Annotated in this window: 18 protein-coding genes; 12 read left to right on the top strand and 6 right to left on the bottom strand. The window is 67.4% G+C overall.

What is annotated here, in order from left to right; genetic code table 11:
* Positions 1-386 precede the first annotated feature (386 nt).
* Together pgsA and amrA are read left to right on the top strand one after the other, a co-directional pair.
* Positions 387-1,043 (top strand): CDP-diacylglycerol--glycerol-3-phosphate 3-phosphatidyltransferase, encoded by a 657-nt coding sequence (gene pgsA, locus VLA96_06550; GenBank protein HSE48852.1) that lies wholly within the window; start codon positions 387-389, stop codon positions 1,041-1,043.
* On the top strand, positions 1,027-1,608 hold the full coding sequence (gene amrA, locus VLA96_06545) for an AmmeMemoRadiSam system protein A (protein ID HSE48851.1): 582 nt from the start codon (positions 1,027-1,029) through the stop codon (positions 1,606-1,608). Before pgsA ends, amrA begins: the two co-directional genes overlap by 17 nt.
* Positions 1,609-1,731: 123 nt before the next feature.
* Here the strand turns inward: amrA and VLA96_06540 are convergent, their stop codons facing one another.
* Positions 1,732-3,279, bottom strand: coding sequence for an OmpA family protein (locus VLA96_06540; protein HSE48850.1), 1,548 nt, complete (start codon positions 3,277-3,279; stop codon positions 1,732-1,734).
* Positions 3,280-3,518: 239 nt separating this feature from the next.
* Here VLA96_06540 and aroE point away from each other — a divergent pair, with 239 nt between their 5' ends.
* The 4 genes from aroE to VLA96_06520 all read left to right on the top strand — a co-directional run bounded on the left by aroE (position 3,519) and on the right by VLA96_06520 (position 8,810).
* Positions 3,519-5,090 carry a shikimate dehydrogenase gene (gene aroE, locus VLA96_06535; GenBank protein HSE48849.1) on the top strand — a complete coding sequence of 524 codons (1,572 nt, stop codon included), beginning with the start codon at positions 3,519-3,521 and terminating at the stop codon, positions 5,088-5,090.
* A 141-nt stretch (positions 5,091-5,231) separates the two neighbouring features.
* Positions 5,232-6,128, top strand: a complete 897-nt coding sequence (locus tag VLA96_06530) for a helix-turn-helix domain-containing protein (GenBank protein HSE48848.1) — start codon at positions 5,232-5,234, stop codon at positions 6,126-6,128.
* 42 nt (positions 6,129-6,170) lie between these two features.
* Positions 6,171-6,929 carry a CPBP family intramembrane glutamic endopeptidase gene (locus VLA96_06525; protein ID HSE48847.1) on the top strand — a complete coding sequence of 253 codons (759 nt, stop codon included), beginning with the start codon at positions 6,171-6,173 and terminating at the stop codon, positions 6,927-6,929.
* 63 nt (positions 6,930-6,992) lie between these two features.
* Entirely contained in the window at positions 6,993-8,810 is a 1,818-nt protein-coding gene (locus tag VLA96_06520) for a serine hydrolase (protein HSE48846.1), read from the top strand.
* Positions 8,811-8,828: 18 nt separating this feature from the next.
* On the opposite strand, the gene VLA96_06515 is transcribed toward VLA96_06520, so the two are convergent.
* Both VLA96_06515 and VLA96_06510 read right to left on the bottom strand, forming a co-directional pair.
* Positions 8,829-10,799, bottom strand: a complete 1,971-nt coding sequence (locus VLA96_06515; protein HSE48845.1) for a PAS domain S-box protein — start codon at positions 10,797-10,799, stop codon at positions 8,829-8,831.
* Positions 10,800-10,924: 125 nt separating this feature from the next.
* Positions 10,925-11,377: a biopolymer transporter ExbD gene (locus VLA96_06510; GenBank protein HSE48844.1), complete on the bottom strand. Its 453-nt coding sequence runs from the start codon at positions 11,375-11,377 to the stop codon at positions 10,925-10,927.
* A gap of 244 nt (positions 11,378-11,621) precedes the next feature.
* Between VLA96_06510 and VLA96_06505 the strand changes: the two genes are divergently transcribed.
* Both VLA96_06505 and VLA96_06500 read left to right on the top strand, forming a co-directional pair.
* A complete protein-coding gene (locus tag VLA96_06505) occupies positions 11,622-12,326 on the top strand; it encodes a response regulator (protein HSE48843.1) in 705 nt (234 codons plus the stop codon).
* Between the two features lie 125 nt (positions 12,327-12,451).
* On the top strand, positions 12,452-13,099 hold the full coding sequence (locus VLA96_06500; protein ID HSE48842.1) for a DUF1287 domain-containing protein: 648 nt from the start codon (positions 12,452-12,454) through the stop codon (positions 13,097-13,099).
* Here the strand turns inward: VLA96_06500 and ruvX are convergent.
* A complete protein-coding gene (ruvX, locus tag VLA96_06495) occupies positions 13,096-13,533 on the bottom strand; it encodes a Holliday junction resolvase RuvX (GenBank protein HSE48841.1) in 438 nt (145 codons plus the stop codon). The genes VLA96_06500 and ruvX overlap by 4 nt on opposite strands.
* 59 nt (positions 13,534-13,592) lie before the next feature.
* Here ruvX and VLA96_06490 point away from each other — a divergent pair, with 59 nt between their 5' ends.
* Positions 13,593-14,741, top strand: coding sequence for an AI-2E family transporter (locus VLA96_06490; protein ID HSE48840.1), 1,149 nt, complete (start codon positions 13,593-13,595; stop codon positions 14,739-14,741).
* A 29-nt stretch (positions 14,742-14,770) separates the two neighbouring features.
* Here the strand turns inward: VLA96_06490 and VLA96_06485 are convergent, their stop codons facing one another.
* On the bottom strand, positions 14,771-15,169 hold the full coding sequence (locus VLA96_06485; GenBank protein HSE48839.1) for a four helix bundle protein: 399 nt from the start codon (positions 15,167-15,169) through the stop codon (positions 14,771-14,773).
* A gap of 61 nt (positions 15,170-15,230) precedes the next feature.
* Between VLA96_06485 and mltG the strand changes: the two genes are divergently transcribed.
* The 3 genes from mltG to VLA96_06470 all read left to right on the top strand — a co-directional run bounded on the left by mltG (position 15,231) and on the right by VLA96_06470 (position 18,470).
* The gene (gene mltG, locus VLA96_06480; GenBank protein ID HSE48838.1) at positions 15,231-16,220 is read left to right on the top strand and encodes an endolytic transglycosylase MltG; all 990 of its coding nucleotides are present in this window, start codon (positions 15,231-15,233) and stop codon (positions 16,218-16,220) included.
* 71 nt (positions 16,221-16,291) lie between these two features.
* Positions 16,292-17,236, top strand: coding sequence for a DUF4292 domain-containing protein (locus VLA96_06475; GenBank protein HSE48837.1), 945 nt, complete (start codon positions 16,292-16,294; stop codon positions 17,234-17,236).
* 100 nt (positions 17,237-17,336) lie between these two features.
* Entirely contained in the window at positions 17,337-18,470 is a 1,134-nt protein-coding gene (locus VLA96_06470) for an FtsX-like permease family protein (protein ID HSE48836.1), read from the top strand.
* A 29-nt stretch (positions 18,471-18,499) separates the two neighbouring features.
* Here the strand turns inward: VLA96_06470 and VLA96_06465 are convergent, their stop codons facing one another.
* Positions 18,500-19,201 carry an energy transducer TonB gene (locus VLA96_06465; GenBank protein ID HSE48835.1) on the bottom strand — a complete coding sequence of 234 codons (702 nt, stop codon included), beginning with the start codon at positions 19,199-19,201 and terminating at the stop codon, positions 18,500-18,502.
* Positions 19,202-19,442 lie beyond the last annotated feature (241 nt).

Below are 19,442 nucleotides of genomic sequence, written 5' to 3'. Positions count from 1 at the left end.
CACCGAGCCCATGCGCACCACGTTCTCCAGTCGTTCGACCTCGCAGTTCATCGCCTGGATCTTGGCCGTGATGTTCCCTACCATGTCGCTCTCCTCTGCCACTGCCTGGGCAGCCATGACTTCTGCCTGCCTTTCTTTGCTTCGAGGGCTCCGCGGCTTCGCCGCTCGGCCCTCACCTCTGCATCGCTGAGCGGATAGTGCGCCCGCGCGGGAGAACCGTCAAATAACCTCAGTAACTTACGAAGGTAACCATTCGCAGCGCGGGAAGTCGCGCTGGCCGTGTCACCCCGCATTGCGCGCGCCCATCGCAGAGGTAGATAATCGCTGCATTCACCGGCTACTCCGGCCACTGACCACTGGCCACTGACCACTGGCGACGGCTTTTCGTGAATCTGCCCAACAACATCACGCTCACGCGCATCGCAGCCATCCCGCTGCTGCTGTGGGTGCTGCGCACCAGCCTGCTGAGCGACACCAACGGCCAGCGCGAGCTGGTCGCGGTCGGCATCTTCGTGCTCGCCTCCATCACCGACGGGGTGGACGGCTACCTGGCGCGCAAGCGCAACCAGGTCACCACGCTCGGCATGCTGCTCGACCCGCTGGCCGACAAGCTGTGGATCACCGCCGCCTTCGTGTCGCTCGTGCAGTTCAACCCGACGATGGTCCCCGCCTGGATCGCGGTGGTCGTGATCGGGCGGGAGTTCCTGGTCTCGGGGCTGCGCTCCATCGCGGCGACGCAGGGCTTCACCATCGAGGCCAGCAACCTCGGCAAGTTCAAGATGGTGGTGCAGATCATCACCATCTGCGCGGCCATCCTCGACCGCGCGTGGTACGCGTGGCCCCTGCCCTTCGGATTGCTCTTCCCCGTCCACTGGATCGCGAAGGTCACCATCTGGATGATGGTGTTCCTGTCGCTGTACTCGGCCATCGATTACTTCGCGGCCTTCTGGTCGAAGATCGCGGGCTCGGTGGAGAAGCGCCAGCGCCGGCGCGCCTTCATCCTGAGCCGCCGCAGGAAATCGTCCGATGTCCCTGCCAGCTAGGCCGGAACCGCCCGAAGCCGGCGTCTACTCGCCCAACGAACGCGCCATCCTGCTGCGCACCGCGCACCAGGCCATCGCCGCCGCCTTCACCGAGCAGCAGTTCCTGGCGCTGCCCGAAGCCAAGGCGCTCCCGCCCGCGCTCAACGAGCCGCGCGGCGCGTTCACCACGCTGCACCTGGAAGGACGGCTGCGGGGGTGCGTCGGGTACATCGCGGCGCTGAAGCCGCTCATCCAGACGGTGGCCGAGACCGCCGTCTCGGCCGCCTTCTACGACCCGCGCTTCCCGCCGGTCACGCCCAACGAGGCGCCGCACTTGCAGATCGAGATCAGCGTGCTGGCGCTGCCGGAGCCTATCCGTCCGGGCGAGATCGTGCCGGGCAAGCATGGGCTGATCGTCGCGCTCGGACCGCGCCGCGGCCTGCTGCTGCCGCAGGTCGCCAGCGAGCACGGCTGGGACGCCGAGACCTTTCTCGCGCAGACCTGCGTGAAGGCCGGCCTGCCGCCCGACGCCTGGCAGAAAGGCGCGACGCTCGAGGGCTTCACCGCCGAAGTGTTCGGGGAGTGACAAGGTCAGGAGCGCCGGCCTCCAGGCCAGCGCTCCTGCCGGCTGAAGCCGGCGCTCCGCACGCAAAAAAATCGGGCGCCCGCCGTGGCGGACGCCCGCTCTCTCCCTACCGAACGTCTTGGTTTACGGCATGGTCGCGCCCGCAGGCACGATCCAGACTTCCGCTTTCTTGCCCGCGCCGGCGCCGGCGCGCGTCTCGATGCGCGCGGCGTCGATGCCCTTGGTGCGGGTGAGGTACGTCTTCACGTTGTTGGCGCGGCGCAGGGCGAGGGTGTTGGACTCGCCCGCGTCGGCGAAGCCGACGATCACGGCCTTGGCGTCGCGCTCCTGGTTCAGGCGGAGCGCGATGCCGTCGAGCATCGCCTTGGCGCGGTTGTCGACGTAGGCGCTGTTCTTCTTGAACATCGCCTCGCCCGCGAGGCTGGCTTGCGGGGCCGCGGGCGCGGCTTCCACGTTCACCGTGACCGCGGTCGAAGCCGAGAGGTTGCGGTCGTCGGTCGCGGTCGCGTTGACGGTGATGGGACCGGCGCCGGCGTTGGCGGTGCTGAGCGTGGCGACGTTGTCGCGCGGCGCCAGCGAGCCGCGGTCGCTCGCGAACGCGATGGTCAGCGGCCGGTTATCCGGGCTGGACGCGTCGCAGGTGATGGTGGAGTTGTCGCCCACGCGCACGCTGGCGGGCGAGGCCGCGCAGTTGATGGCGGGAGGATTCATCGTGGCGGCCGCCTCTTCGGCCGGCGGCGGGACGTCGATCATCTCGACGCTGTCGCCCACGAACATCTCCTGCAGCGCGAACGTGACGATGCCGGTGGCGGACTTGGCCTCCACCTGGGTGATGACGAGCTCGCCCAGGCTGCGGCGCGGCAAGGTGTGCAGCTCGCCGGACGAGATGCGCTTGGGGTCGACCTGCGAGTCGTCGACCATGTCGCGCGCGCCCCACGCGGCGGCGTCGTTCGGCTGTTCGTTGCGCGGATAGGCGTAGTCGCGGGTGACGCGGAACCAGTCGCCGGCCTTCAGTCCCTTGTCGGCGCCGATGTTGAGGTAGACCTGCGAGCGTGCTCCGATGGAGCTCGCGTAGTCGCGGGTGAGGATGATGCGGCCGGTGGTCTTGCCGTTCTGGGGGGCGAACTGGTCGAAGGGCATGGGCCCGTGATAGAGCGGCATCGGGCGGTCGGGCATGGGCACGACGGAATCGCCGGCCATCACGCCGTCGCAGGAGAATTCCACGCGCGCGATGGTGACGTCGCCGCGCACGTCGGTCACTTTGACGCGGGCGATCTCGGCCACGTGCCGGCCGGCGGAACGCACCATGCCGTGCTGGCCGCGGAACTGGCTCACCCGGTTGCGGTCGCGGCTGGGGCGGATGACCTGGTATTCCTTCCCGGCTTCGAAGCCGCTGCCCTTGAAGTAGACGTACTCGTTGGTGCCGAACTGCATCTGGTTGGGGGTATCCCAACCGCCGGCAATGTAGCCCAGCACCGTGGGCACGGGCGAGGCGAGGTAGCCTGCGCAATAGACGTCGGCGTAGGTCGGCCCCTGCACGACCTTCTTCGCGCCGATGATCTCGGTCGCGGCGTGCTGCTGCAGCCCGCCCGCCGGGGTAGCGCTACGCTGCGCCGCGGCAACGCCCGCGAGCAGCAGGATGAGCGCCAGGACCACCATCTTCTTCGCCATTGAATCCTCCAAGACTCCGACTGGACGGCGCTCGGGCGCGCCTGCCAAGGCGTCTCCACACCAGGCCACACGAAACCCAGTGGACGAACCGTAGCAAAGGGGTATTAAGGGGTCAATAGCCGCATGTTTACCGCTAAGGTACGTCAGTTCAATGCTTTCCGGGCCAAATGGACACCCTGTTGTATCGTAGTCTCGGCGGTGTGTAGTATTCACCGCCGTTTCCTTCTTCGCCAACAACCATGGTCACTCCCACATACACCCCGCGGCTGCTGCCCGCGCGCCTGCCGCGCATCTGCGTGGCCATCACCGGGGCCGACGCCGCCGAGCTGATGGATCGCGCCGAAGCGGTGGTGCGCGAGAACCCCTTCCTCGAACTGCGGCTCGACTACCTGCGCAAGCCCGCCCTGGCGCTGGCCCGGATCAAGCGTTTCACCGACTACTACCCGCACGCGCTGGTGGTGGCCACCTGCCGGCGCGCGGCCAACGGCGGCAAGTTCCGCGGCACCGTCGCGGCGCAGCTCGACCTCCTCATCAAGGCCGCCAACAACGGCTGCCAGCTGGTCGACCTCGAGCTGCAGACGGCCAACCAGATGAAGCCGCAGGACTTCACGCGCGTCCGCAACTCGGCCGCGCTCATCCTGAGCTTCCACGACTTCCGCGGCACGCGCGACCTCGACAAGACGTTCGAGAAGATGCGGCGGCATCCGGCCGAGTTCTACAAGGTCGTCGCCACGGCCAAGTCGCTCTCCGACAACGTGACCATGATGAAGTTCCTGCAAAGCCAGAGCGAGCGCTACTCCATGGTCGGGGTCTGCATGGGGGAGCAGGGCATCATCAGCCGGGTGCTGGGCGTGCGCGCCGGCAGCGTGTTCACCTTCGGCGCCGCCTCGGCGGGCGAGGAGACCGCCCCCGGCCAGATCGCGCACCGCACCCTGCGCGAGACCTATCGGCTGGAGCAGGTGGACCAGGCGACCAAGGTCTACGGCGTGGCGGGCGACCCGGTCGCGCACTCGCTCTCGCCCGCGATGATGAACGTCGCCTTCCGCCGCGAGAACGTCAACGGCGTCTACCTCGCGCTGCACGCCAAGACGTTGAAGGACCTGCTGGCGTGCGTGCGCGACATCCCCCTCAGCGGTCTCTCCGTCACCATGCCGTACAAGGAAGAGATCATGAAGCACCTCGACAACAGCGACCCGCTGACCGCCAAGATCGGGGCCTGCAACACCGTCGTGCGCTCGCAGGAGGGCAAGCTCTACGGCTTCAATACCGACATCGCCGGAGTGGTCCGGCCGCTGGAGCAGCGCTTCCACCTCCAGGGATCCAAGGTGCTGGTGGTGGGCGCCGGGGGCGCCGCGCGCGCCGCGGTCTGGGGACTGAAGGAACGCGGCAGCGAGGTCTACCTCATCAACCGCACCGCGTCGGCGGGAAAGAAGCTGGCCAAGCAGGCGCGCGCGAAGTACCTCGGCAAGCGCGACCTGCTCAAGCTGCACTTCGACTGCATCATCAACGCGACGCCGGTGGGGATGGGCGGCTCGAAGGCCTCGCCGCTGGCGGAAAAAGAGATCAACAGCAAGTACGTGTTCGAGATGGTCTACAACCCGGCCGAGACGCGCTTCACGCAGCTGGCGCGCAAGCGCGGCTGCCAGGTCATCCCGGGGATCGAGATGTTCGTGCACCAGGGCGCGCGCCAGTTCGAGATCTGGACCGGCAAGCCCGCCCCGGTCGCCGAGATGCAGCACGTCGTGCTGACCGCGCTCGAGCAGCGCGCCCAGGAAGCCGCCGCCCAGGGCGGCAAGAAGAAGCGCCGCTAGCGGATCCCCCAACGGAGTGGCAGCGCGCTCGCCCACGCGCGCTCGACGATCTCTGGGTGCCGCGGCCGCCCTCGGTCGCGGCCTTTGACTCCGATCCCGAGGTCACGACTACCGAACCGCACCCTGACCCGTCTAAGCCCCATGCAGCGGGCATCCGCGCCGACGCTTTCTTTCGGGCAGATCTACGGGGCCGTGCGCGCGCGGCATGAGACCGCCGGGTTCGTGATCAGCGCGATGCGGCCGGTCGGCCCGCCCGAGGCGATCCCGCTCCACACGCACCCCGAGGGATCCTTCACCTTCATTCTTTCCGGGGTCCAGATCTGCAGCGCGCGCAACGTACCCGGGCTGGCGGAACAAGGCAGCCTGATCTGGAACCCGCCCGGCACGACGCACCGCGACCGCTTCCAGCGGATCGAAGACGGCAGCTGCCTTTCCATCTCGGTGCCGGCGGCGCTGACCGAGTCGGTGGCGCTTCCGGAGTTCCCGGTCCGGCTGGAGAGCCACGAGGCGCGCGGCCTGGTGCGCGCGGTGACGCGGGAATGCGTGTCGTGGGACAGCACGTCGCCCGCGCTGGCGGAATCCTTGTGCCTGGAATTGCTGGCGGTGACGGCGGCGCCGGAGCGCGCCGCCTCGCGCGGCGGGGCGGTGCCGCGCTGGCTCACGCAAGCGCAGGAGCTCCTGACCGAGCGATGCACCGAGCCCCTGACCATCACGGCGGTGGCGGGCGCGGTCGGGGTGCACCCCGCACACCTGGCGCGCAATTTCTCGCGCTTCTTCCGCCGCAGCCCGGGCGAGCACCTGCGCCGCTCGCGGGTCGCGCGCGCCGCCGCGCTGCTGCGCGAGACCGCCGCGCCGCTCGCCGAGATCGCCCTCGCCTGCGGCTTCGCCGACCAGAGCCACTTCACCAATCTCTTCCGCCGTTACCAGGGCCTTCCGCCGGCGGCATTCCGCAGCGCGCACCGCTCCGGCCGCACCTCGCCTGGATCGGACTGGGATCTCCGCGAGTTTTGCAACTTTCCCGGTCCGCCGCCGTATTAAGCCACGACCCCGGAAGGAGCACAGGTGAGCTCTCCGACCCGCTTGTTCTTGATCCTGTGGCTTGCAGGCTTTGCCGGCGTTCTGTCGTTCCAGCTCGTGGACCTTACCGCGCTGATCGCGAACATCCCGGGTGCGCAAGACCAGCCCCTGCCCTTTCCCATGGCCGTCGTGCGTCTCCTCAGTGTCCTGCAAGGTGGGGTACTGGTCGCAGTTGCGGTCCTGGTCGGCGCGGCGCTGGCTCCCAAGGTAGGGCTATCGGCGCCGGCCGCGCAGGCGCTCGCCGAGAGGCGCCCGGCGCTGCCCGCGCTCCGGCCTCAACTCCTGCCTGGCGTCCTGGGCGCGGCCATCGCAGCCCCGGCGATCATCGCCTGCTGGCTGCTGTGGAAGCCGTTGCTGACTCCTGCCTTCGTGCAGAAGGCGACCGGATTCAGTGCCTTGCTGCCGCCGGTGACACGCCTGCTCTACGGAGGAGTCACCGAGGAATTGCTCTTGCGCTGGGGCTTCATGACGTTCCTGGTGTGGGCGCCGTGGAAGGTCCTGCAGAAGGGAAAGGGGGCGCCGCGTCCGGCTCTGGTGTGGCTCGCCATCGCTCTTTCCGCCTTGGTCTTCGGCGCCGGTCACCTTCCTATCGCCATCGCACTGAGCGGCGTTGCCAGTGTGCCTCTCGTCACTTATGTGATCTTCGCCAACGCGATCTTCGGCGTCGTCGGCGGCTTTCTCTATTGGAAAAAGGGGCTGGAAGCGGCCATCGTGGCGCACGCGTTGACCCACGTGGCCTTCCTTCTCTCGGGGATGATCTAGTCTCCTGCAAAGTCCTTACAAGAAAGCCGGGCCGGCGAACCGGCATCCTCGGTCCGGAGGAAAATGCCTGCCATGAAGATGCTGCGCGTGCTCGGCTCCTTGTTCCTGCTCACCATGACTGCCGCGGCGCAAGCCGCGCCGACCGCCGCCCACGCCGAGCTCGGCGGGCTGTGGAAGGCCAAGCGCATCACCGACGTCACGCACGCCCGTCTGCTCATCACGCGCACGGGCGCGAGCTATCGCGCCGACATGCTCGGCTACGACCTCGCCGTCCGCGCGGAGAACGGCGAGCTGAGGTTCGCGCTCCCCAATGGCCAGGGATTCCGCGGCCGGTTGGAGAAGGACGGCAGCATCCTCGGGCACTGGTCGCGCGGGAACGCCGCCTTCCCGGTCACGCTCGCCTCCGACCGTGTCGGCCGCTGGAGCGGCACGGTCACCACCTCACCGGACGAATTCACCTTGTTCCTGCTGCTGAAGCCGGAGGGCGCGAACTCGTGGGTCGCGGTCCTGCGGAATCCCGAGCGCGACATGGGCTCGCTGTGGGGCGTGACCAGGCTGGTGCGCGAAGGTTCCGAACTGAGATTGATGGGGAAAGATCGCGGGAAAGAGGTGGTGACGGCGAAGGGCGCCTACGATGCGGAGCGCGAGCAGGTGACGCTGGTCTTCGACCGGGGCAGCTTCGACTTCAGCCGCGAAGGCGACAGCAGCGAGTTCTACCCGCGCGGCAAGAGCCCGGCGCGCTACGAGTACCACGCGCCGCCGGCGCTCGCGGACGGCTGGCCGGTCGCCACGCTGGCCTCCGAGAACATCGACCAGCCGGCGCTGGAGCGCCTGATGCAGAAGCTGGTGGAGATGCCGATGGACTCGCTCGACGCGCCGCAATACGAGGCGCTGCTCATCGCGCGCCACGGCAAGCTGGTGTTCGAAGAATACTTCCACGGCGCGCACCGCGACCGGCTGCACAACATCCGCTCGGCCGGCAAGAGCGTCGTCAGCGTGCTGGTGGGCGCGGTGATGCAGAACGGCGCGCCCTTGCGGCTCGACTCGCCCGTCTACCAGGTGATGAATGGCGGCGCATTCCCGCCGAACCTCGACCCGCAGAAGCGCACGATGACGCTCGAGCACCTGCTCACGATGTCGTCAGGTCACTTCTGCGACGACAGCAACGACGCCGCGCCCGGCCAGGAAGACAAGGTCTGGGACAACGCCGACAAGGATCCTGACTTCTGGAAGTTCACCCTCGAGCTTCCGCTGGCCACGCCGCCGGGCGAGAAATCGGTGTACTGCAGCATGCAGCCCAACCTGGCCCTGGGCATGGTGCAGCACGCGACCGGGGAGTTCCCGCTGAACTCCTTCGACCGCCTGGTGGCGAAGCCGATGCGCATCGGCAACTACGCGTGGGCGCTGGACGCCGCCGGAAACCCATACGGCGGCGGCGGGCTGGGCCTCGCGCCGCGCGACTTCCTGAAGTTCGGCCAGTTGATGCTGAACGACGGCGCGTGGAACGGCCGGCAGATCCTCAGCCGCCAGTTCGCGCGCGCTTCCATCACGCCGCAGTACAACCTGCGCCGCATCGGCTACGGATACCTGTGGTGGACCGAGGACATGCCGTACCAGGGCCGCAAGGTGCGCGCGTTCCTGGCGCTCGGCAACGGGGGCAACAACATCGTCGGCGTCCCGGAGCTCGGCCTGGTGGTCGCCATCTACGGCGCGAACTACGCCAGCCGGACGACGGGAAGGCTCCGCGAGATCGTCCCGCGCAACATCCTGCCGGCGGTGCGCGAGCCGGGCGACGACAGGAACGCTCCCGTCAGCGAGCAGGAGTACACCAATCCGTACGGCCGCTCCGACGACGGCAGCCGCATCCGGCCGAAGAAATAGCGTCGCCCAACGGCGGCGCTAGACGGCTTCCTGGAGGAGCTCTTCCCTGACGGCGGGCTGGGCTTGCGTGGGGAGGAAGATGGAGAAGGCGGTGCCGCTGCGGCCGGGCGCGGTGCGCGTGCGCACGCGGATGGAGCCGCGGTGTTTCTCCACGATGGCCTTGCACACCCACAGGCCGAGGCCGGTGCCCACGTCCTGCTTGGTGGTGAAGAAGGGCTCGAACAGCCGCCCGCGCGCGGCGAGCGGGATGCCGCTGCCGTTGTCGGCGACGGTGAGACGCACGCCGGTGCGCTGCGCGCCGCTCCACTCGCGCGCGGCCGAGACGCGGATGGTGATCCGGCCCCGGTCTCGGGCCGCGTCGATGCTGTTGCCGAGCAGGTTCGCCACCAGCTGCCGCAGTTCGCCCGCGACCGCCTCGATCTCCACATCGTCACTGATCTCCGGGTGCAGTGCGATGCCCTTGTTGCGCAGGCGCGACGCGAACACCGGCAGCAGCGAGAGCACCACCGCGCCCACGCGCACCGGGCCGAGCCCGCGGGTGTCGCGGTAGAAGCCGAGCGTCTGCCTGGTCATGTGGGCCACGCGCTCCAGCTCTTCCTCCGCGATGGTGAGGTACTGGCGCACGTCGTCGCGCACGGCGGCGTTCTTCGCCAGGTAGATGAGGTTGGTGATGGCCTCGAGCGGGTTGTTGATCTCGTGCGCGATGGTGGCGGCGAGCCGGCCGACCGAGGCCAGGCGCTCGCTCGTCCGCACCGCCTTCTCGGCGCGCCGGCGCTCGGTGATGTCGCGCGCGATCTTGGCCGCGCCCTCGATGCGCCCGCTCTCGTCTTTCACCGGCGAGACGGTCAACGATACCTCGATGCGCTGGCCATCCTTGCGCAGGCGGACCGTCTCGAAGTGCTCGATGCGCTCGCCGCGCGCGATGGTCGCCAGGATGCGGTCCTCGTCCCCGTACAGCTCGGGCGGGATGAGGGTGAGGATGGGCCTGCCGATCATCTCCGCCGCGGTGTAGCCGAACATCCGCTCCGCCGCCGGGTTCCAGCTGGTGACGATGCCGCGCAGGTCCTTGCTGACGATGGCGTCGTCGGAGGAGTTCACGATCGCCGCCAGCCGCGCGCCGGCCTTGTCACGCTCTCGCGCCGCCGTGATGTCGCGCGTGAAGCAGCGCGTGTGCACGAACTTCCCATCCTCGAACAGCGCGCTGCTGTCGATGGCGACGTGCCGGATCGAGCCGTCCTTGGCGCGCAGGCGGGCCTCGTAGTTCTTCAACCGCTCGCCCCGGCCCAGCCGGTCCAGGATGTCGCCGATCACCGGCTCATCCACGTGGAACTCGGCGATGTTGCGCCCGAGGTACTCTTCGCGCGTGTAGCCCAGCAGGTCCAGTTCCGCCTGGTTCGCCCACAGGATGGCGCCGTCGGGACCGACCCAGTGCATGGCGATGCTGGCGCTCTCCGCGAAGTCGCGATACTGGTTCTCGCTCGCGCGCAGCGCTTCCTCGGCCGTCTTCTGCGCGTGGATATCGAGACACCCGCCCAGGTAGCCCTCGAACGTGCCGTCGGCGGCGTAGCGCGGCACGCCGTGGTCGTAGATCCAGCGGTACTCCCCGGAGTGGTGGCGCAGCCGGTACTCCATCTGGAAGGAGCGGCGCGCGTCGAAGGCGGCCACGTAGGTCTGCAGGCAGCGGTCGAAGTCGTCGGGGTGGACGTTCTCCGCCCAGCCGTTGCCTTGCTCCTGCTCCAGCGTGCGGCCGACAAAATCCAGCCAGCTCTTGTTGAAGTAGTAGCAGAGCTTGTCCGTGCCCGACATCCAGATCATGACGGGCATGGCCTCGGTGACCAGCCGATGGCGCTGCTCGCTTTCGCGCAGCGCCTGCTGCAGGCGCGTCAGCGCGTCGCCGCCGGGTTCGTTCGCAGCCGCAAGCGCCGGCTTGTCCGCGCCCGCGCTGGATGCGGATGGCCGTGCCTCGCTCCTCGAAGATTGGTCGGACATGTCAGGTACGGAGCGTGCTGGGGGCCCGCCGGCTTGGGGCCGGCCTGTTCTGAGATGCCGCTGCCCCCCGGCCGGGCTGCTCCCCCGGGGATATGCGCCCGGGGAGCCGCCGCCGGCCGCGTATTTTACATCGGCCCGGCAAGCTGCTGCGGGCGCGCCTCCGGGCCCAGCAGCCCGACCTTGTCGATCTCGACGGCGTGGGCGGTGGCGATGACCTCCGCCACGTAGGCGAACTCCACGTCGCGCTCGGCCTGCACGAAGGCCACCTTCTCCATGCGGCGCACGTAGATCTCCTGCAGGCGGTCGTGCAGCCCCGCCCAGGGGACCGGGTCCCCGTTGATCATGAGCGCCGGCCGCTCGCCCTCGCCCGCCGGCAGCAGGCGGATGACAACGGTCCGCGAGCCGTCGTCGGGGGGCGGCGCGGCGGTGTTCTCCGGCGGCTGCGGGACCAGCGCGTCTTCCCCGGTGGACTTCATGGAGGTCTGGATGATGAGGAAGATGATGATCATCACCAGCAAGACGTCGATGAGCGGAGTGACGTTGATCTCGGGGCCGCCCTTCCCCGTTGCCATGGACATGGGGTGCCATCCTCGTCCGCGGCTCGGAGCGCGCTGGGTGGGCGCACGCTGCCGGGCCACGGATGTCTCACCCAGTTGCGAGAAGAGACACCGGCGGAGCCATCGCCGTTCCCGATATGCGATCTACGGCTTCTGCGGTCACGAGCTGAGCCAAGTCGTCGAGCGAAGATCGCAAGTCGTCCCTCGATGTGACCTTCGTAATCTTTCCTCGTCCCGCGGGCGGGCCTACAGTCGAGACATCATGATGCCCGAAGCCCTTCTCGTCAGCCCGCATGAGCAATCGGTCCGCGCGCTCGAACCGGAACTGAAGAAGCTCGGCACGCGCGTGGAGCGCCAGCGCGACGCGATGGCCGCGCTCACCCGCCTGTGGAGCTACCGCTACGACGCCGTCATCGTGGACTGCGAAGGCGAGGGCGACGAGGCCGAGGTCATGCGCGAGGTGCGCGAGGCCGGCCTGAACCGCAACGCCGTCACCATCGCGCTCATCGGCGCCCAAGAGGATCCCGACCTGGCGTATGCGCTGGGGGCGCACTTCGTGCTGCGCAAGCCGCTGGCGGCGCCGCGCGTGCGCCGCATGCTGCGCGCCGCGCACTCGCTCATCGTGCAGGAGCGCCGCCGCTACCGGCGCATCGCCTGCGCCGGTCCCGCGACCGTGCTGTGCGGCGCGGCCGAGTTCCGCGCCTATCTTGTGGACTTGAGCGAAGGCGGCGTCGCGCTCCGCATGGAGCGCCCGCCGGAGAAGAGCGACATCGTCGGGCTGCGCTTCCGGCTGCCCGGCACCAACCGCCTGTTCCACGCGACCGCCGAGGTGCGCTGGAGCAACGACCGCGGCCGCGTCGGCATGACCTTCCAGCGCCTCACCGCGCTCGACCGCGCCGCGCTGCTCCACTGGCTCGACGACGAGAAGCAGAAGCCCTGCGCCGAGAAGAGCACCTCGCCGCTGCGGTAGGACTGCAGACCTCAGACTTCAGACTCCAGCCGAGAATCGTTCATGCGAAGGCCTTCGTGTGAAAAGCCTTGGCTGACGCCCGATGTCCGAAGACTGAAGTCTGGAATGCGGTGTCTAATAGGGACATGGAGAACGTCGCGCCGGCGGTTCGCCGGCGGCTATCCGTTGTGATGGCCGCGCTCGCGCTGCTGCTCTCGGCAGCGGCGGCGCAGCAGGCGCGGCACGCTCCGCGGCCCGCGCGCGAAGAGTTCCTCGCCGCGCTGGTCGCCGCCGCCAACGACCGCCCCAACCATCCCGCGCGCTACGAGCCCAAGTACGTCGCCATCCCGTATCCCAGCGGCGACGTCCCGGCCGACACCGGGGTCTGCGCCGACGAGATCGTGCGCGTCTACCGTGCCGCCGGCGTGGACCTGCAGAAGCTGGTGCACGAGGACATGAAGCGCGCCTGGGCGGACTATCCGCGCAAGTGGGGCGCGCGCCGCCCCGACCGCAACATCGATCACCGCCGCGTCCCGAACCTCCAGGTCTTCTTCCGCCGCCACGGGGAGTCGCTCGCCATCACGCAGGACGCGAAAGACTACGCGCCCGGCGACATCGTCACGTGGAACCTGCTGGGGAAAGACGGCGAGCTGCCGCACATCGGCATGGTGGTGGACCAGCGCGGCCCCAGCGGCCGCTGGATGGTCGAGCACAACATCGGCGCCGGCCCGGAGATCGCCGACGTCCTGTTCGACTGGCCGGTCACCGGGCATTACCGGTACCTGGGCCGCTAGGTCGCCGCGCGCGCGGCGAGGAAGCTTTGCAGGATGAGGACCGCGGCCATCCGGTCCACCGCGCCGGCGCGCTTCTCGATGCTCATGTCGGTGGAGCGCAGCACGCGGTTGGCCTCCGCCGAGGTCAGACGCTCGTCCCACAGGTGCACCGGCAGGCCGAAATGCTTGCGCAGCTGCTCGGCGAACGCGGTCATCTTCTCCGACATCGCGCCCTCCTCGCCGCTCATGCGCAGCGGGAAGCCGACCACGACCTCCGCGACCTCGTAGTGCTCCAGGACCGCGCGCAGCGCGGCCAGGTCGGTCTTCTTGTTCTTGCGCTGGATGGTCGCGAGGCCCTGCGCGGTGATGCCGAGCGCGTCCGAGACGGCGACGCCGATGCGCCGCGTGCCGACGTCGAGCGCCAGGATGCGCCCGTGCTTGGCCGTGTTCTCCACCCGGCGATTATAGGCACCGGGCGCGGGCAATCGGCTAAGATGGCCGCGGGGAGCGAGCCTTGGACCAGCGCGAGTACGCCAAAGAGCACGTGCAGCAGCTGCTCGGCGCCGAGCCGGAGCGCACCGGCGAGCTGCGCCCGCTGGCGCAGAGCGCCGTCCGCCACATCGCCGCCAACACCGGCACGCAGGCGGGCGCCAACATCATCATCGCCACCCTGGCGGTCTTCGTGGTCTGCTACCTCGCCAAGCTGGTGCTGATCACCCTGCTCGTCTCGGTGATGTTCGCCTTCATGCTGGAGCCGGCGGTGGGCTTCTTCGAGCGCTTCCGCATGCCGCGCGCCCTGGCCACCGGCATCGTGATGGCCATCCTCGGCGCGCTGCTCTACCTCGGCGGCTACTACATCTACGCCAAGACCATGGACTTCGTGGACCAGCTGCCGGTCTACACGCGCAAGGTCAAGGGCATCGCCGACGAGTACCGCGCCAAGGCCAAGAAGCTGGAGCAGTCCACGCAGACGGTGACCCCCGCGCCCGAGCCCGACAAAGGCACCGTCAAGGTGGAGCAGCAGACCAATTGGGCGGACAAGGTCACGCAGTCGCTCGGCACCGTCACCGAGGTCGTGCTGACGGTCTCCTTCATCCCGTTCCTCGTGTTCTTCATGCTGACGTGGCAGGAGCACGTGCGCGCGGCCACCGTGATGCTGTTCAAGATGGAGAACCGCAACACCGCTTACGTCACGCTCGGCCGCATCTCGAAGATGATCAAGTCGTTCATGCTGGGGAACTTGTTCATCGGGGCGTTCATGTCGGTGGTGAGCATCATCGTGTTCGTGGTGATCGGCCTGCCGAACGCCATCGTGCTGGGCGTGCTCTCCGGCTACCTCAGCCTGGTGCCCTACCTGGGCGTGGTGCTGGCGATGGTGCCGCCGCTCATCGCCGCGCTCGGCCAGGAGACCACGCCGGAGATCCTGGCCATCATCCTGACCGTCCTTGGGCTGCACCTGTTCGCCATCAACGTGCTGTACCCGAAGGTGCTGGGCCGCCGGCTGCAGCTCAACCCGCTCGCCGTGACCATCGCGCTGCTGCTGTGGGGATGGCTCTGGGGCGCCTGGGGATTGATCCTCGCCGTGCCGCTGACCGCCGCCATGAAGATCGTCTTCGACCACATCGAGGCGCTGCAGCCCTACGGGGCGTGGATGGGCGAGTAAGACAGACTTCAGTCTTCAGACTTCAGACTTCAGACGTCAACAAAACCTCTCGCTGCGAGCGCCTTTGCCTTGCCGGTCTCCAGTGACTGGATCAGTCCATTCAGGATGCGGCCGACCTCTTGCGCCTTCTTCTCGGCCTCTTGCAGCTGTTTTGGTGAAATGAGATTCAATCTTGCAGAGATGATCAGCTGCGTCTCCAACTCCAATACCGAGCCTCTGGAGTGGGTCAGGAAGTGCACAAAATCGCGGTCTGACGACCGGCCTTTGCCTTCCGCAACGTTGCTCGCAATGGAGACGGCAGCGCGCCGCATCTGCGAAGTGAGCCCGTACAGCTCGTGCTTCGGAAAGGGTCCCGTGAGTTCGTAAATGTGCACCACAAGTTCAATGGCCTTTTGCCACGCCTTCAAGTCGCGATAGGAATAGCTCATATTGCACTCCGGTTTGCTGAAGTCTGAAGTCTGAGGTCTGAAGTCTTGCTACCCTAGGTTCGTGCGGACCATCGCCAAGCTTCTCCTATTCGCGCTCATCGTGGCTGCGGCGCTCGTCGCGTATGGGCTGTTAGTGCCCACCGGACCGACGAGCGAGCAGTTCCTTCTTCTCAAGCCGGGCTCGACGGCGCGGCGGATCGCGCGCGACCTGAAAGCCAACGGGCTGATCCGCAGTGAATACGCCTTCCTCGCCGTTCATGCCTGGAAGGCGAAGTCGCTCAAGGCCGGCGAGTACCGCTTCAGCCATCGGGCGAACGCGCTCGAGGTGTACGACCGCGTCGCGCGCGGCGACATCGTCGTGCACACCGTCACCATCCCCGAGGGCTACAACATCTTCGACGTCGCCGCGCTGCTGGAGCAGGCCGGGCTGGGCGCGCGCGCCGACTTCCTCGCGCCGGCGCGCGACCCGGCGTTCGTCGCTTCGGTGATCGGCGACCTCGACCCGCAAGCGGCGTCGCTCGAGGGCTACCTCTTCCCCGACACCTACGAGTTCACGCGCACGCAGTCGCCGCGCGACATGCTCCAGCAGATGGTGCGGCGCTTCCGCCAGACCGCGCAGCAGCTGGGCCTTTCGGCGGACGTGCACCGCGTCGTGACCCTCGCCTCCATCGTGGAGAAGGAGACCGCGATCGACGCGGAGCGGCCGCTGGTCGCGGGCGTCTACCACAACCGGCTGGCGAAGAACGCCGCGCTCGGCGCCGACCCCACCGTCGTCTACGCCTCGCTGCTCGTCGGCAAGTACGACGGCGTCATCCGCCAGTCCGATCTCGCGCTCGACTCGCCCTACAACACGTACAAGTACGCCGGGCTGCCGCCCGGGCCCATCGCGAACCCCGGGCGCACGGCGCTGGCGGCCGCGCTCCACCCCGCGCCGACCGACTTCTTCTATTTCGTCGCCGACCCCGCCAACCCCGGGCACCACCACTTCGCGGTGACGGCCGCCGAGCACACGCGCAACGTCGGCGCGTATCGCCGCGCGACGCGGCGCTGACCGTTTATACTGTCGTTTCCGGAATGAGCCGACAGCCGGCGCGCAGGCGCCGTCATCCAACCATTGAGAGAATGAATCTCCCCACCCGAACGTTGTGGTCGTTGCTGGCGCTGCTCGCGCTGCTGCCGTTGGGCGGGTGTCTGTTCCGCACGCGCGAGGTCAAGCCGCGCCCGGTCGCCGGCAACCTGAAAGACGCCACCCGCGACCAGCTGGTGGAGCGCATCAACGCCGAGGCCGAGAAGGTCTCGTCGATGAACGCGACGGTGGACATCGGCGCCTCCGCCGGCGGCGAGAAGAAGGGCAAGGTCACCGACTACTCCGAGATCCGCGGCTACGTCCTGGTGCGCAAGCCGCAGATGCTGCGCATGATCGGGCTCTTCCCGGTCGTCCGCAACCGGATGTTCGACATGGTCTCCGACGGCGAGAGCTTCCGCATGTCCATCCCGGCGAAGAACAAGTTCATCGTGGGGCGCAACGACGTGATCCGCGCCAATCCCAAGCAGCCGATGGAGAACCTGCGGCCGCAGCACATCTTCGACGCGCTGCTGCTGCGCGAGATCGACCCTAAGAACGAGGTCGCGGTGCTGGAGAGCACGAGCGAGACCGTGCTCGACGAGAAGAAGAAGCCGCTCGAGATGCCGAGCTACACCATCATCGTGACGCGGCGCTCCGAGGACGGCCATTGGTACCTCTCGCGCAAGATCGTGTTCACGCGCGACGACCTGCAGCCGCACCGCCAGATCGTCTACGACAAGAACGGCAACGTCGCCACCGACGCGCGCTACGACGACTTCCAGATCTACGACAGCCTGCTCTTCCCCTCGGTCATCACCATCTTCCGGCCGCAGGAGGAGTACACCGTGCGCCTCAAGCTGGTGAAGCTGACGCTCAACCAGAAGCTGCGCGACGACCAGTTCGAGCTGCCGCAGCCCCCGGGCTCGCAGCTGGTGCGCATGGACCAGCAGCCGCCCACGCCGACGGCCCTGAACCAACCCAATGGAAGCAATAAGCAATAAGCGGTAAGCAATAAGCGATTTTGGCGGCCGGCTTGGCTTATCGCTTATTGCTTATCGCTTATTGCTGCTCTGTCACCTGTTATCCTCTTCCCTTGCGCATATGGCCATGAACCGCATGGTGGTCGCGAACCTGGTGCATCGTCCGCTGCGCTCGATCATCTCGATCGTGGCGGTGGCGGTGGAAGTCACGCTCATCCTGGTGATCGTGAGCTTCGCGCTCGGCATGTTGAAGGACGCGGCCGAGCGCCAGAAAGGCATCGGGGCCGACCTGATGGTGCAGCCGCCGGGGTCGAGCAACTTCACCGCGCTCTCCGGCGCGCCCGTATCGCAAAAAGTGGCGAACGTGCTGCGCGAGAAGGTCCCGCACATCACCGCGGCCGTGCCGGTCATCACCCAGGTCACCACCAGCGGCAACCTGGAAGTCATCTACGGCGTGGCGCAGCCGCCCTTCGGCGACAAGGCCGACGCCTTCGAGAACATCGGTGGGCAGTTCCACTTTCTCTCCGGCGGGCCCTTCCAGAAGCCCAACGACATCATCGTCGACGACATCTTCGCCTCCAGCAAGCGGCTGAAGGTCGGCGACACGGTGAAGGTGCTGAACCAGGACTTCCACATCTGCGGCATCGTCGAGCACGGCAAGGGCGCGCGCAAGTTCATCCCCATGACCACGTTGCAGGACCTGATCGGCGCGCAGGGCAAGGCTTCCATCTTCTACGTGAAGCTCGACGACCCCAAGTACGCCGACGAAGTCCACCGCTCGATCAACGCGCTGCCCGGCATGGAGCAGTACGTCGTCCGCTCGATGCAGGAGTTCATGTCGCTGATGACCCCGGAGCACGTGCCCGGCTTGTCCGCGTTCATCTCGGTGGTGGTGGGCGTGGCGGTGGTCATCGGGTTCATCGTCATCTTCCAGGCGATGTACACGGCGGTGATGGAGCGGACGCGCGAGATCGGGATCTTGAAGTCGCTGGGCGCGTCGAAGCTCTACATCATCCGGTTGATCCTGCGGGAGACCATCCTGCTGGCGGCGGTGGGCGTGGTGGTGGGGATCCTGGTGAGCTTTGCCGCCAGCATGACCATCGTGCACTACGTTCCGACGCTGCAGGTGAAGATCGAGAAGATGTGGCTGCTGTGGGCGACGCTCATCGCGCTCTCGGGCGCGCTGCTGGGCGCGCTCTACCCCGCCTTCAAGGCCGCGCAGAAAGACCCCATCGACGCGCTGGCGTACGAGTAGCTAGTACAGGCGGAAGTTCACTTCCACATTCACTTGCACCGCGACGGGCTTGCCGTCTTTCTCCGCGGGCTTGAACTTCCACTGCCGCACTGCCTCCATGGCCTCCTCGTCGAGGCCAGCCCGAGCGGACGTTGAACCCTCATGTCTTTCACAAGACCATCCGGGCCGATGACGACCCAGAGGATACTTGTTCCCTGGAGTTGCGCTCGCTTCGCGAAATCGGTGTATCGCGGGTTCGGGGACCATAGGACCCGCCGAGCAGAGACTCCACGGCCTACACCTGCGGCCTTGTTCGCGGAAGGCGCTTCCTTGGGCGGCGGCCAGTGGAGGTCTTCGTCCAGCTCGAGGACCTTCTCCAAGACAGCCCGCGGATCGCCAGCGAAGGAAACGGCAATGCGGACGGGTTTCTGCTTCTCGAACCATTCCCGGTCCTTCTTGCCGATGCCATGGATCCCACACTGTCCTCGGACATCATCGTTTCCAACGACCTCAAAGAAGTCCCGATAGCGTTTTTCTTTGGTGTCGTAGACCAGGAACGCCCTCTCGCCCTCGATGAAGACCGTGTTTTCGTTGGCGGAGAGGGCCCGGATGGTGACGTGACCCGCGGTGCTCCATGGTCCTGGCTCTCCTGCCGTCAGAGCGCCATCCGCAGAGAAAACAAGCCGCTCCCCCACAGCGGGGGTTCGCAGTTTGCCCATCTTGCTGACATACTGCTCCCGTAGGGTCGCCATGCTGCTGTTATCCTGCGCTCCCGCAAGAAAGGCGCACAAGATCAGCAGCAAAAAGGCGAGTTTCATTCTCCACATGGGCGGCGATTCTAGTCCTTTCCTGTCCTCGGCGCCCTCCGCGCCTCGGCGTTGGACTTGAGGCTCCCCGCGTTGACAGTCCGCGGGCTGTTCCGTATCATAAAGTCTTTGCTGTTCTGCAGTTGCCCGTCCAGAGGCGCTCTTTCACGCAATTCTGCGTGAGCCG

This window comes from Terriglobales bacterium (assembly GCA_035457425.1).
Lineage (GTDB): Bacteria > Acidobacteriota > Terriglobia > Terriglobales > Acidobacteriaceae > JACPNR01.
Note: the sequence above shows the minus strand (reverse complement) of the source record. Positions and strands in the feature narration are given on the sequence as shown.

What these genes read in the sequence shown, in the direction of transcription:
- amrA (HSE48851.1), top strand. Translation starts at nt 1,027, where the DNA reads ATGTCCCTGCCAGCTAGGCCGGAACCGCCCGAAGCCGGCGTCTACTCG.
- VLA96_06540 (HSE48850.1), bottom strand. Translation starts at nt 3,279, where the DNA reads ATGGCGAAGAAGATGGTGGTCCTGGCGCTCATCCTGCTGCTCGCGGGC.
- aroE (HSE48849.1), top strand. Translation starts at nt 3,519, where the DNA reads ATGGTCACTCCCACATACACCCCGCGGCTGCTGCCCGCGCGCCTGCCG.
- VLA96_06530 (HSE48848.1), top strand. Translation starts at nt 5,232, where the DNA reads ATGCAGCGGGCATCCGCGCCGACGCTTTCTTTCGGGCAGATCTACGGG.
- VLA96_06520 (HSE48846.1), top strand. Translation starts at nt 6,993, where the DNA reads ATGCCTGCCATGAAGATGCTGCGCGTGCTCGGCTCCTTGTTCCTGCTC.
- VLA96_06515 (HSE48845.1), bottom strand. Translation starts at nt 10,799, where the DNA reads ATGTCCGACCAATCTTCGAGGAGCGAGGCACGGCCATCCGCATCCAGC.
- VLA96_06510 (HSE48844.1), bottom strand. Translation starts at nt 11,377, where the DNA reads ATGTCCATGGCAACGGGGAAGGGCGGCCCCGAGATCAACGTCACTCCG.
- VLA96_06505 (HSE48843.1), top strand. Translation starts at nt 11,622, where the DNA reads ATGCCCGAAGCCCTTCTCGTCAGCCCGCATGAGCAATCGGTCCGCGCG.
- VLA96_06500 (HSE48842.1), top strand. Translation starts at nt 12,452, where the DNA reads ATGGAGAACGTCGCGCCGGCGGTTCGCCGGCGGCTATCCGTTGTGATG.
- VLA96_06485 (HSE48839.1), bottom strand. Translation starts at nt 15,169, where the DNA reads ATGAGCTATTCCTATCGCGACTTGAAGGCGTGGCAAAAGGCCATTGAA.
- VLA96_06475 (HSE48837.1), top strand. Translation starts at nt 16,292, where the DNA reads ATGAATCTCCCCACCCGAACGTTGTGGTCGTTGCTGGCGCTGCTCGCG.
- VLA96_06470 (HSE48836.1), top strand. Translation starts at nt 17,337, where the DNA reads ATGGCCATGAACCGCATGGTGGTCGCGAACCTGGTGCATCGTCCGCTG.
- VLA96_06465 (HSE48835.1), bottom strand. Translation starts at nt 19,201, where the DNA reads ATGGCGACCCTACGGGAGCAGTATGTCAGCAAGATGGGCAAACTGCGA.